The sequence below is a fragment of the Candidatus Pelagibacter sp. Uisw_101 genome (genome assembly GCF_047727615.1).
GTDB lineage: Bacteria > Pseudomonadota > Alphaproteobacteria > Pelagibacterales > Pelagibacteraceae > Pelagibacter.
On sequence record NZ_CP159821.1, the window covers coordinates 1 to 11,714 of the forward strand.

Annotated in this window: 13 protein-coding genes and 1 tRNA gene; 7 read left to right on the top strand and 7 right to left on the bottom strand. The window is 26.6% G+C overall.

Annotated elements, in window-relative coordinates:
* Positions 1–100 precede the first annotated feature (100 nt).
* Positions 101–1,513 carry a chromosomal replication initiator protein DnaA gene (dnaA, locus tag ABXT48_RS00005; protein WP_415302960.1) on the top strand — a complete coding sequence of 471 codons (1,413 nt, stop codon included), beginning with the start codon at positions 101–103 and terminating at the stop codon, positions 1,511–1,513.
* Entirely contained in the window at positions 1,503–2,615 is a 1,113-nt protein-coding gene (gene dnaN / locus ABXT48_RS00010; protein ID WP_415286473.1) for a DNA polymerase III subunit beta, read from the top strand. The genes dnaA and dnaN overlap by 11 nt, the downstream gene beginning before the upstream one ends.
* Here dnaN and ABXT48_RS00015 read toward each other — a convergent pair.
* The 3 genes from ABXT48_RS00015 to argH form a co-directional block, all read right to left on the bottom strand.
* Entirely contained in the window at positions 2,612–3,313 is a 702-nt protein-coding gene (locus ABXT48_RS00015; RefSeq protein WP_415302962.1) for a lysophospholipid acyltransferase family protein, read from the bottom strand. The two genes, dnaN and ABXT48_RS00015, sit on opposite strands and share 4 nt — an antisense overlap.
* 12 nt (positions 3,314–3,325) lie before the next feature.
* Positions 3,326–4,540 carry a diaminopimelate decarboxylase gene (gene lysA, locus ABXT48_RS00020; RefSeq protein ID WP_415286475.1) on the bottom strand — a complete coding sequence of 405 codons (1,215 nt, stop codon included), beginning with the start codon at positions 4,538–4,540 and terminating at the stop codon, positions 3,326–3,328.
* A gap of 117 nt (positions 4,541–4,657) precedes the next feature.
* A complete protein-coding gene (gene argH, locus ABXT48_RS00025; protein WP_415286476.1) occupies positions 4,658–6,046 on the bottom strand; it encodes an argininosuccinate lyase in 1,389 nt (462 codons plus the stop codon).
* 24 nt (positions 6,047–6,070) lie between these two features.
* On the opposite strand from argH, the gene ABXT48_RS00030 reads away from it, so the two are divergent.
* Positions 6,071–6,586 carry a TlpA family protein disulfide reductase gene (locus ABXT48_RS00030; protein ID WP_415286477.1) on the top strand — a complete coding sequence of 172 codons (516 nt, stop codon included), beginning with the start codon at positions 6,071–6,073 and terminating at the stop codon, positions 6,584–6,586.
* Here ABXT48_RS00030 and ABXT48_RS00035 read toward each other — a convergent pair.
* A complete protein-coding gene (locus ABXT48_RS00035) occupies positions 6,583–6,786 on the bottom strand; it encodes a twin transmembrane helix small protein (RefSeq protein ID WP_415286478.1) in 204 nt (67 codons plus the stop codon). The two genes, ABXT48_RS00030 and ABXT48_RS00035, sit on opposite strands and share 4 nt — an antisense overlap.
* A 50-nt stretch (positions 6,787–6,836) precedes the next feature.
* On the opposite strand from ABXT48_RS00035, the gene ABXT48_RS00040 reads away from it, so the two are divergent.
* On the top strand, positions 6,837–7,493 hold the full coding sequence (locus ABXT48_RS00040; RefSeq protein ID WP_415286479.1) for an alpha/beta hydrolase: 657 nt from the start codon (positions 6,837–6,839) through the stop codon (positions 7,491–7,493).
* A gap of 50 nt (positions 7,494–7,543) precedes the next feature.
* On the top strand, positions 7,544–8,110 hold the full coding sequence (locus tag ABXT48_RS00045) for an HNH endonuclease (RefSeq protein WP_415286480.1): 567 nt from the start codon (positions 7,544–7,546) through the stop codon (positions 8,108–8,110).
* On the opposite strand, the gene ABXT48_RS00050 is transcribed toward ABXT48_RS00045, so the two are convergent.
* From ABXT48_RS00050 to ABXT48_RS00060, 3 genes are read right to left on the bottom strand one after another with little or no spacing between them, the layout of a single operon-like run.
* Entirely contained in the window at positions 8,111–8,644 is a 534-nt protein-coding gene (locus ABXT48_RS00050; protein ID WP_271518982.1) for a demethoxyubiquinone hydroxylase family protein, read from the bottom strand.
* Entirely contained in the window at positions 8,628–9,107 is a 480-nt protein-coding gene (locus ABXT48_RS00055; protein WP_415286481.1) for a disulfide bond formation protein B, read from the bottom strand. Before ABXT48_RS00055 ends, ABXT48_RS00050 begins: the two co-directional genes overlap by 17 nt.
* Positions 9,108–9,122: 15 nt before the next feature.
* Positions 9,123–9,710 carry a YqaA family protein gene (locus tag ABXT48_RS00060; protein ID WP_415286482.1) on the bottom strand — a complete coding sequence of 196 codons (588 nt, stop codon included), beginning with the start codon at positions 9,708–9,710 and terminating at the stop codon, positions 9,123–9,125.
* A gap of 68 nt (positions 9,711–9,778) precedes the next feature.
* On the opposite strand from ABXT48_RS00060, the gene ABXT48_RS00065 reads away from it, so the two are divergent.
* Together ABXT48_RS00065 and ABXT48_RS00070 are read left to right on the top strand one after the other, a co-directional pair.
* A tRNA-Leu gene (locus ABXT48_RS00065) sits at positions 9,779–9,863 on the top strand.
* A gap of 7 nt (positions 9,864–9,870) precedes the next feature.
* Entirely contained in the window at positions 9,871–11,577 is a 1,707-nt protein-coding gene (locus ABXT48_RS00070) for an AMP-dependent synthetase/ligase (RefSeq protein ID WP_415302964.1), read from the top strand.
* Positions 11,578–11,714: the final 137 nt, after the last annotated feature.

The following is an 11,714-nucleotide window of genomic DNA, read 5'->3' on the forward strand; positions in this document are numbered from 1 at the left end:
TTTATTGCAAATATAGATTTTTTTTAATTTTGCTTTTATAAAATTATTTATTGCAAAAAAATTATTTTACTTCTAACTGAACTTATTCCTACAAATTTTTATGACAAGTAAAAACACAACACAAAATTTAAAAAGCGTATCTTCTGAAGCTCTAGATTGGGCTATAATTCAAAAGGACATGAAAAATAAACTAGGCAGCGATATATATGAAAGCTGGCTTAGAAAGATAGACTTTGTTGAAGAGATGAATAGTTATGTCTTACTTTCAGTTTCTACTAGATTTATTCGAGACTGGATTACCTCAAGATATTTAGATCAAATTTTGCAAATAGTAAAAATTTATAAGAAAGATTTAACAAGAATAGAGTTTAAGATTATTGAAAAAAACTCTGAAAATGAAAAAGAAAATAATATTACTAAAAATGAAAACAATGAAAATGTATCCTTCATTAAAGATACATATTTGCAATACAACAGAATAGATCCAAATAAAAGATTTGATAATTTTATAACAGGAACAAGTAATAAACTAGCCTATGAAGCATCGATGAAAGTTTCAGAAAATATTTCTCATTATAATCCGCTTTATATTTATGGGGGTGTTGGAATGGGAAAAACACATTTATTAAATTCAATTGGTCTGTCATTAAAAGAAAAAAACAAAGTTATGTTTATTTCTGCTGAGAGATTTATGTATCAGTTTGTAAAATCAATTAAATCTAATGATATGGTAAAGTTTAAAGAGTATTTTAGAAATACTGACATATTATTAATAGACGATATTCAATTCATGAATGGTAAAGAGGCAATGCAAGAAGAGTTTTTTCATACGTTTAATGCATTATTAGATAAAGGCTCACAAGTGATAATCTCTGCCGACAGAGCTCCAAACAAATTATCAAGAATCCAAGATAGAATTAAATCAAGATTTGCTGGAGGTCTTGTTGTTGATATACAAAAACCAGACTATGAACTTAGAAGTAAAATTGTTAAGCAAAAAACAGAGGAACTAAACATTTTTTATTCAAATCAAGTAAATATTTCAGAAGAAATACAAAAATTTATAAGCGCAGAAATAACGACAAGTATTAGAGAGTTAGTAGGAGCAATTAATAGAGTTGTTTCTTTTTCAAGAATTTACAACAAAGTTCCAAATTTATCAGAAGTTAAAGTAGTTTTAAAAGATCTGTTAAATATTGGAGAAAATAAAGTAACGATAGATTTAATACAATCTACTGTATGTAAGTTCTTTAAAATTAGTAAAAGTGAGATGCTTTCTTCAAGAAGATCTAGATACCTTGTAAGACCAAGACAAACAGCAATATATTTAACAAAAATTTTAACATCTAAGTCATTGCCTGAGATTGGGAGAGAGTTTTCTAATAGAGACCACACAACAATCATTCACTCGGTTAAAACAATTGAAAAATTGAAGGAAAAAGATCCAGAAATGACAAACAATATCAATAATCTAAAAAATCAGATATTGTATAATAAAGAAAATGAAATTTAACGTTAATCAACAAGACCTGCAACAAGCACTTAATTATTGCCAAGGTGTAATTGAAAAAAGAAGCACACTTCCTATTTTGTCAAATGTTTTATTAAATGCTAGCAATTCAAATCTAACAATTACCGCAACTGATTTAGATTTAATATTTATTCATCAAATTAACAATGTTGAAGTTATAGAAGAAGGAAACACAACCACTACCTCATCTACCATCTATGATATCATAAGAAAATTTTCATCAGGAAAAAAAATTAATTTATCTTTGACGGATGTTAGTAAACTTCAAGTTGAGTCTGAAAAATCTGTTTTTAATCTAAATTGTATTAGTGCATCTGAGTTTCCGCTAACAGACGAAAACTTTAATCAAAATGAATTTTCTATAAAATCAAAACAATTACTAAAATTATTAAATAAATGTAAATTTTCAGTTTCTAATGATGAAACTAGACATTACCTAAGTGGAATTTTTTTTCATCAAACGCAAGTAGAAGATAAAAATTTTTTAACAGCAGCAGCTACAGATAGTCATAGAATGTCTATTTCAAAAATAAGATTAGACCAGCAAGTAGATTTTGAACCAATAATACTTCCTAAAAAAACAATTTTTCAACTATGTTCGTTGCTAGAAAGTTATGATGGTGATGTTAAAATTTCAAATATTAAATCTAAAATAAAGTTTGAACTAAATAATAGCATATTGATATCTAAGTTAATCGATGGAAAATTTCCAAACTATATTCAGGTAATACCTAAGAATAATCAAAAGAAGTTAGAAATAGATTTAAAATTATTTTTAGACTCAGTTGATCGAGTTGCTTCAGTTTCATTGGATAAAAAAGACGGAGTTAAATTTAATTTGTCCAAAGATATTCTGAACTTATCAGTTAACAACACAAATAGTGGCGATGGAAAAGAAAGTTTAAGTGTAAAGTTTGATCATGATTTAGAAATAAGTTTTAATTCTAGATATTTAATTGATGTGGCATCACAACTTGATGGAGATAAGATTGAAATTTTTTTCAATGATACAGGGTCTCCGGCATTAATTAAAGATCCAGGTGATTTTGATAGTATATTTGTTGTAATGCCTATGAAAGGCTAGTTCAAAGTATCAAGTTCAGAATAAATTGTATTTTCCAATTCCTTTGTAAAAATTTCTTTGCTCAATCCGGGTTCAATAGGTTTTAAAATTGAAACTGTTAGAGTGGTGTTAATTTTTTTTTGACCATACTTTGGCCAAGTATTCCCAGAATTGATTGCAATTGGCTGACATGAAATATTTAATTCTTCATAAATTCTACTAGATCCTTTTTTAAAAGGAGTTCTATCCTCTGGAGATAGCCTTGTTCCTTGTGGAAAAATTATTAATGGTCTTTCTGATGAATTTACTTGTTTAGAAATATCATCAAAAAAACCCAAGTTTTCTTTAGAAATTTTGTTTCTTTTAATTGATATTGATCCTATTTTTTTCAAATACCAACCAAATACAGGAATCATTAGTAATTCTTTTTTTAAAATAAAAACAGGAGAGTTAAAGATAGTTTGTAAAAAAAAAGTTTCAAACATTGACTGGTGTGAAGCAGCTATAAAAAATTTTTTTCCATTAATTATATTCTCTTTGCCTTTAATGATTATCTTAGTTGATAAAAATATTTTTAAACATAAAGACGTCCAAAAGCCCATAATTTTTCCACCAAATAACACTATTTTCTTTGGTAGTAAGATTGCTGGTAAAAAGATTACGGAAATAAAAATTATTCCTGAAAAAAAAAATAATGAAAATAAAAAGTTTCTTATCATGCTAATCAAAAACTAAATCAAATCTTTTAGTTTTTGTCTTTTCTTAATAATATTAATCTTAGACCCTTTAATTATTAATTCTGGCGGTTTTGGTCTTACGTTATAATTTGAACTTAGTGACATTCCATAAGCCCCAACATCACACATTACCACAAGATCTTTTTCCTTTAATTTCTGAAAACCTTTTATAGTTGTAAATTTATCAGTACTTTCACAAATTGGCCCAACAAATTCATAGGTTTTTTTTGAAATATTACTATTTTTTACAACAGGTATAGTTTGATGATTTGCACCATATAATGCTGGTCTCATAAGATCATTCATTGCAGCATCTAATATGATAAAGTCTTTTTTAATATTTTCTTTTATATAAATAACTTGAGAAATTAAAAATCCAATATTACCAACTATAGATCGCCCCGGTTCAAATATTATTTTTGCTTTTTGACCCTTTAAAAATTTTTGTATAGCAATGTTGTATTTTTGATAGTTTAGTTTTTTACTATTTTTTTCATAAGAAATGCCCATACCTCCACCTAGATCAATAAATTCAAAGGTATGATCACTTTTTTTTATTATTTTATTTACCACATTGAGCATTTTTTCATATGGTTTGTGATCTAAAATTTGACTGCCAATATGAACACTTAAGCATTTAAGATTAATGTTTTTAGAATAATTTGTAAAATTTACTAATTCAAAAAAAGTTTTTTCATCTACGCCAAATTTATTTTCTTTTTTTCCAGTTGAAATTTGTTTTAATGTCTTAGCATCTGTATTGGGATTAAGTCTAATGCCTATATTAACTATTCTTTTTTTTAATCTTGCAATTTTTTCAATTTCAATAATTTCACTTTTAGACTCAGCATTTATTAATAAAATTTTTTTATCAATTGCATAACTTATTTCAGTTGAGGTTTTACCCACCCCCGAAAAAACAATTTTTTTTGGTTCTATACCTGCTTTTAGAGCCATCATTAACTCACCCATTGAAACAACATCAGCACCTAACCCTAATTTTTTAATTTCTCTTATTAGGTGTACATTGGTATTAGATTTAACAGCAAAACAGATTAACGGAGAAAAAGAGCTAAAATTTTTTTTAAATTTTTTTATGTTTTCTGTCAATTGTTTGTGTGAATAACAATAAGTTGGTGTACCAAACTTTTTTGCTATTTTTTGAACATTAACTTTTTCAATTGTTAAGTTTTTATTTATATATTTCATCAATCTACTGACTTTGGAAAAACTATTTCATTCCCCTCATATTGGGGATCTCCCTTTTTTCCACATGAAAATAAGAAAGAACAAATTATAGAAATTAAAATTAACTGTTTTATCATTTTAAGCTTTTTTATATTTCATTATCATTCTTTTGATATTATCAAAAGACGTTCCACCGTAAGATTTTTTAGAGTTTACAGAGTTTTTTACATTAAATATCTTTAAAACTTCAATTGTAAGCCTTGGTTCAATTTTCATTAGCTCATCAATATTTAATTCATTCAATTTTTTCTTTTTCTTTTCTGCATAATTTACAATAGAGGCAGTAGTTTGGTATGCTTTTCTAAATGGCATTGAGTGATTTTTAACAAGATAGTCAGCTAAGTCAGTAGCCGTAATATAGCCTGAGTTAGCAAGGTTTAACATTTGTTGTTTATTGGGTTTTAGATTTTTTAAAACCTCATTAAGAATAGCAATACTATTATTAAGTATTTCATTAGATTTGAAGAGTATTTCTTTGTCATCTTGAAGATCTTTAAAATAGGATATGGGAAGTCCTTTAAGAATTGTCAGCATTGAAAATAAATTTCCATAAACCATTCCAGTTTTCCCTCTTAAGTATTCTAATAAATCAGGATTTTTCTTTTGAGGCATTATTGAAGAACCAGTTACCACTTTGTCTGAAAGTGTAATTAGATTGAATCCATCAGAGTTCCAAATAATAAGCTCTTCAGCGATTCTTGAAATATGCATCGAACAAACAGAAGCACTATATAAAAAATCTAAAACAAAATCTCTATCTGCAACAGTATCAATTGAATTATTCGTTGGTCTTTTAAATCCTAGTTTTTTTGAAGTAAAATTTCTATCAATATTAAAAGAAGTACCCGTTAAAGCGGCAACACCCAGTGGACTCTCTGACAAACTTTCTAAATTATAGGTAAATCTTTTTTTGTCTCTATTGAACATTTCAACATAAGACATCAAATAGTGAGCAAAAGAGACTGCTTGTGCATTTTTTAAATGAGTAAACCCAGGCATTATGGTTTCAATATTTTTTTCTGAAATTTTGAGAATGGTCTTAATGATATTGTCTAAATTCTTATTAATTTCTTTAGTTGCTGAAGTTGTCCACATTTTAAAATCAGTAATCACCTGATCATTTCTAGATCTAGCTGTGTGAACATATCCGGCCTCTTCTCCTATAATTTGAAATAATCTTTTTTCAATATTCATATGAATATCTTCATACTTTCTATTATATTCAAATTTATTTTTTAAAATTTCTTTCTCAATTTTATTAAGTCCAAAAATTATTTTATTCTTAATTTTAAAAGAAATAATTTTTTGTCTAAATAACATCTCAACATGCACAATTGATCCTAAAATATCTTCTTGAAAAAGTTTTTTATCAATTTCTATTGAATTACCAACTTTTTGGAATAAGGTTGAGGCATCTTTTTTTATTCTTGATCCCCATATTGCCATATTGTTTTTATTTTTTACCATGATAATTAATTATACATATTTAGTATGAAATTATTATTAATATTTATCTACCTAATAACTAGCAACATTAGTTATGCTCTAGAAAAACCTAATATAAAAAATTTAGTTCTATCAAAAAATCCAAAAATATATGAAGAAGTAGTTTTTAAGGATTCAAACAATTATGATGTAAACTTAGATGATTTCAAAGGAAAATTGCTAATATTAAATTTTTGGGCTACTTGGTGCGCCCCCTGTAGAGAGGAGATGCCATCACTAGATGACTTACAATCAAATAGTAATTTTGATAATTTAAAAGTTTTTCCTATTAATATTGGTCAAGAAAACCTCTCTAAATCAGATGCCTTTTTTAAAGAACTAGACATTCAAAATCTAGAAATCTATTTTGATGCACCAATTACTCTAGCTAAAAAATTTTCTTTAAGGGGGGTTCCCACAACTATTTTATTTAATAAAAAAGGTGAAGAGTTTGGACGTATTATTGGATCTATTGATTTTAATAACTTAGAGTTTATTAATTGGCTAAAACAATACGATTAATTTTTAAAAAAATAAGCAAAACAAACTAAAACAATTATGGCTATAAATTGAAAAAGTACTCTGTACTGCATTAATTTATTTGAATATTTTTTGCTAGTTTCACCACCTTTGAATAAGGTTCCTATACCTAAGACCAAGACAACTGCTACGACTATTAAAAGTACAATACCTAAAATTTTAACTAATGTTCCTGTTATCATAATACTATTGTAGAATAGTTTTTAATAAAAAAAACATAATAAAAACATCTATGACACTTTGTCTATCAACTACAATTATTAAGCCAGAAAAAGATATACCAATTAATAATGCTATTATTTTACTCCATGGTTATGGTGGTGATGGAAAAGATATAAGTATGTTGACCTTAAATTGGAAAAGATTTCTACCTAATACTATTTTTTTATGCCCAGATGGTCATGAAGAATGTAAAATTAATCCAGCAGGTTTTCAATGGTTTGATTTAACTAAAGATGATCCAAGTTATATTCTAGAAGAATCTAAAAAAGCAGAAACTAAAATTCAAAAATATATTGAAGAAGTTAAAAGTGAGTATAATCTTAAAAATTCTCAAGTTTGTTTATCAGGATTTAGCCAAGGATGTATGATGTCTATTAACTTAGGTTTAACTGGTAATCAAAATTATAATTGTGTTGTTGGTTTTTCTGGTAAAATAATAAATCAAGATGATCTTAGCAAAAGAAAATCTTCTTCTACTAAAATGCTCTTGATACATGGAGATAAAGATGCAGTTGTGTCACCAACATTTTTATTAGAGGCAAAAGATTTCTTAATTAGAAATAATGTTGAAATTGAAACAAAAATGATAGGGAATTGCGAGCATCATATTTCAATTGAAGCTTCAAGTGTAGCTTTAAATTATATTAAAAATAATTTTCAAATATAATTAAATTCTATTTATTGATAAATTAATTTTTTTCAGTTAGAATTTTTATAATGATTTTTAATGATCAAAATTTGTCTTTAGAAAAATGTCCTGCATTAGTCTTAAATGCTGATTATAGACCTTTAAGTTATTATCCATTGTCTTTATGGAACTGGCAAGATTCTATAAAATCTGTTTTTTTAGATAGAGTTACCATAGTTAGCAATTATGACAGAGTTATTAGAAGCCCATCATTTAATATGAGATTGCCAAGTGTTATTGCATTAAAAAGTTTTATAAAACCACAGTCCAACCCTAGTTTCACTAGATTTAACGTTTTTTTAAGAGATAAATTTTCCTGTCAATACTGTGGAAGTGGTGAAGAGCTTACTTTTGACCATCTACTTCCAAGATCTAAAGGAGGGCAAACTAATTGGAATAATGTTATAACCGCTTGCTCTTCATGCAATGTAAAAAAAGGTGGAAGATTATTAAAAAATTCAGATATGACGTTAAATCAGGAGCCATATCAACCATCTACGGAAGACCTACACAAAAATGGCAAAAATTTCCCTCCTAATTTCTTACATAAGAGTTGGATGGATTATTTGTATTGGGATGTTGAGCTAGAAGCTTAATTATATTTTTTCAGAAATATTAATAGCAATTTTTGATCCAGTTTTAATAATTTTATCTAAAATAGAATACATTCCTTTTTTAGTTGCACCTTCTTTATAGGCTATATCTTTATGATGCAGTTCATCTTCTCTAAACTTAATTATTTTTTCTTTTAATTTTTTCTCATCATTTTCTAATGCATTAATTTGATTTAGATAATGTTCATCAATTACTTCTTCTACTGAAGCAGTGCATAGCATAGCAGCTTTCTTCCCCAAGATTGTTGAACCAAAACCAAGTCCGACACCAAGTAAATCCCACAAAGGTAAGAATTTTGTTGGTTTTATATTTCTTTTTTTAATTTCATTTTCAAAATACTCACAGTGCTCTTTTTCATGGATTTTCATTTCTTCAATTTTCTTTTTTAGATTTTCATCTTTAACAAATGTATTTAGAGCCAATAATTGACCTTCGTAAATTTTTACTGCACCTCGTTCACCTGCGTGATCAACTCGAATAAATTCTTTTACTTTTTCTTTATTTGTTTTTTTCATAAGTTAAGAAAAATTTTATAGTTATAATTGTAATTATTAAAGAGATAAAAATATTTATTGTAGCAAGAGATAATCCAAAAATTTTAAAAGTTGCATCTTTACAGCTAACTGTGACTTCTTTTAGCTGATTTAAGAGCGCTTCTTTAGTCAAATTAGTATTGTTAGAATTTAAGTTACAAACTAAAGATTCTTTTATGAAACCTTGTTCTATCCCAAAATGATAAAAGGATATAATGAACGCTATAATGAATGTAATACTTAAAATTATTAAAAAAAATCTTTCAAACTTTTGAATAAAAATAAAAAGTAAAATTATAACTATTGAAACGACATAAGGTATTCTTTCAATTAAACAAAGATTGCAAGGTTGATGACCTAAAATATATTCAATAAAATAGGCTGCTGAAACAGCAAAAATACTGAATAACAATATAAGATGAAGTGTAGTTTTTCGGTTAATCATATTTGTGTTATTTAATTAAAAATATATTAAGGCAAAAATTAATACAATTATAATACCCAAAATTGTAAACCATTTTGCAGCATCAGTTTTCATAAATTTGCTAAAAATATCACCAAATTTATATGATAGGTATGAGACGATAAAAAATCTTAACCCTCTAGAAAATAGACAAATAATGAAAAATATAGGCAAATTAAAACCAATCATGCCACTAGTTATTGTGAACACTTTAAAGGGCAAAGGTGTAAATCCAGCAAGAAATAAAGTAGCAAGCCACACATAAAGACCACTTCCTTCAGATAAGCTATTTTTAAGATTAATTACCTTCTCTTCATAATTATAAAATTCTACTACAATCATTCCAAGATCAAAAAAATAAGATCCAATGAAATATCCAAGGAGACCTCCAAGTGAAGAAAATAAAGTAGCAATTAAAAAAATTTTTAAATAATCATTTTTTTTTGCAATAACCATTGGAGCAATCATAACGTCAGGTGGGATTGGAAAAAAAGAACTTTCAGTAAAAGATAAAATTGCAAGATAAGTATTTGATCTCTTATGAGCAGCAAGTTTTAAAGTTTTTTGATATAATTCATTAAGCATTTTGTTGTTTTTAATATAAATTATGTTCTTATACTATTTAATTTTATAGTTATAATAAGGAAAACAAAGGGCGAGTGGCGGAACTGGTAGACGCGCACGACTCAAAATCGTGTTTCGTAAGAAGTGAGAGTTCGATTCTCTCTTCGCCCACCAATATTTTATGGAAATAAAAAAAATTAATAATTTATTAGAACTATTTTATAATCAATACCAAACACAAGACAAAACAAGTGTGTTTTTACAGTCCTTGAAAGAAGTTGAAAACAAATATTCTTGGGAGGACGTGTATTCGAATATCATTAAACTTTCTGAAGAAATATCAAAATATATAAAAAAAGGTGATAGATGCTTGTTAATATCAGAAAATAGACCTGAATGGTTGATATCAGATTTATCCATTATGCTTTCAGGAGGTATAACGGTTCCAGCTTACACAACTTACACAGAAAGAGACTACGAGTATATAATTGATGATTGTTCGCCGACTGTTTTAATCATTTCTGATAAAACACAGTATTTAAAAGTAAAAAATATAATATCTAAAAAAGAATTTATAAAAAAAATAATTTTTTTCGATGTAATTGAAGAGTTTAATCAAGAACTTCATGTTAATATTAATCAAATCTTTGCAAATAAAAACTTTAATTTGTTAAATTTTTCTGAAGTAAAAATTCAAAGAAAAGATGTTGCTTGTATAATTTATACATCTGGTACCCAAGGAAATCCAAAAGGAGTTGTATTAAGCCATGGTGGAATTTTGAACAATTGTGAAGGAGCATTTGGTTTATTAAAAGAGTTTATTTCAAAAAATCCTAAATTTTTGACATGGCTACCCCTTTCTCATTCATACGAGCATACAGTCCAATTTGTCCAAATAGTTGTGGGAGCACAGGTATTTTATGCTGAAAGTATAGAAAAACTTATAAAAAATATGGTAAATTGCTCCCCAGAGATTATGACGGCCGTTCCAAGATTTTATCAAAATTTACATCAAAAAATAAATACTAATTTTAGTAAAGCAGCAGGAATAAAAAAATTTTTAATCAATCAAACTATTAAACTTGGAAACAAGAAATTAAATAGAGAGCCATTTTCATTAATAGAAAGTTTAATAAATTTTGTTTGCGATCTTTTGGTAAGAAAGAAAATCAAAGAACAATTTGGTGGAAATTTAAAGGCATTTATTTCAGGAGGAGGGGCATTAGATAAGGAAGTGGGTTGTTTTTTAAATGCAATTGGTCTCCCAACATTACAAGGGTATGGATTAACGGAAACATCTCCTGTGGTAAGCTGTAATTCTATTAATGAAATTAGAGTAGAAACTGTGGGTAAACCCTTTAGTGGAAATTTAGTTAAAATTGCAAATGATGGGGAGATTCTGGTTAAAGGAGAAAATGTTATGTTGGGTTACTGGAATAATGAAGAAGAAACAAATAAAGTTTTAAACAATGGATGGTTATCTACAGGCGATATAGGAGAGTTTGATGGTGAGTTTTTAAAAATAACAGATAGAAAAAAAGATATAATTATAACTTCAGGTGGAGATAATATTTCTCCAATTAAAATAGAGAGTGATTTAAATAAATCTAATTTCATAGAACAAAGTGTAGTTTATGGTGATAATAAACCTTACCTAGTCTGTCTAATCGTTTTAAGTTTGGAATATAAAAATATAAAGAATGAAGAAATTCAAAAAGAAATAGAAAAAATAAATAAAAATTTAAGTAAAATAGAAAAAATAAAAAAATTTTTTGTAATTAAAAATCAATTTACAATTGAAAACAATATGATGACACCTACTTTAAAGTTAAAGAGATATAAAATTATAAAAACTTATCAAAACGAGTTAGAAAAACTTTTTAATTAATTTTTATAAAAGACATTATTAGTCGCATAAACATTAATGTTTTTTACATAATAAAAAAATTAAAAAAAACTTTTTTTAAAAAATAAATTTGCAATTTGTTAATTAATTAATGAATTGACATCACTTGTATAAAAAAA

Coding starts and splice junctions, on each gene's coding strand:
- ABXT48_RS00070 (WP_415302964.1), top strand. CDS start 9,871: ATGGAAATAAAAAAAATTAATAATTTATTAGAACTATTTTATAATCAA.
- ABXT48_RS00060 (WP_415286482.1), bottom strand. CDS start 9,710: ATGCTTAATGAATTATATCAAAAAACTTTAAAACTTGCTGCTCATAAG.
- ABXT48_RS00050 (WP_271518982.1), bottom strand. CDS start 8,644: ATGAAAAAAACAAATAAAGAAAAAGTAAAAGAATTTATTCGAGTTGAT.
- ABXT48_RS00030 (WP_415286477.1), top strand. CDS start 6,071: ATGAAATTATTATTAATATTTATCTACCTAATAACTAGCAACATTAGT.
- ABXT48_RS00045 (WP_415286480.1), top strand. CDS start 7,544: ATGATTTTTAATGATCAAAATTTGTCTTTAGAAAAATGTCCTGCATTA.
- argH (WP_415286476.1), bottom strand. CDS start 6,046: ATGGTAAAAAATAAAAACAATATGGCAATATGGGGATCAAGAATAAAA.
- lysA (WP_415286475.1), bottom strand. CDS start 4,540: ATGAAATATATAAATAAAAACTTAACAATTGAAAAAGTTAATGTTCAA.
- dnaN (WP_415286473.1), top strand. CDS start 1,503: ATGAAATTTAACGTTAATCAACAAGACCTGCAACAAGCACTTAATTAT.
- ABXT48_RS00035 (WP_415286478.1), bottom strand. CDS start 6,786: ATGATAACAGGAACATTAGTTAAAATTTTAGGTATTGTACTTTTAATA.
- dnaA (WP_415302960.1), top strand. CDS start 101: ATGACAAGTAAAAACACAACACAAAATTTAAAAAGCGTATCTTCTGAA.
- ABXT48_RS00055 (WP_415286481.1), bottom strand. CDS start 9,107: ATGATTAACCGAAAAACTACACTTCATCTTATATTGTTATTCAGTATT.
- ABXT48_RS00040 (WP_415286479.1), top strand. CDS start 6,837: ATGACACTTTGTCTATCAACTACAATTATTAAGCCAGAAAAAGATATA.
- ABXT48_RS00015 (WP_415302962.1), bottom strand. CDS start 3,313: ATGATAAGAAACTTTTTATTTTCATTATTTTTTTTTTCAGGAATAATT.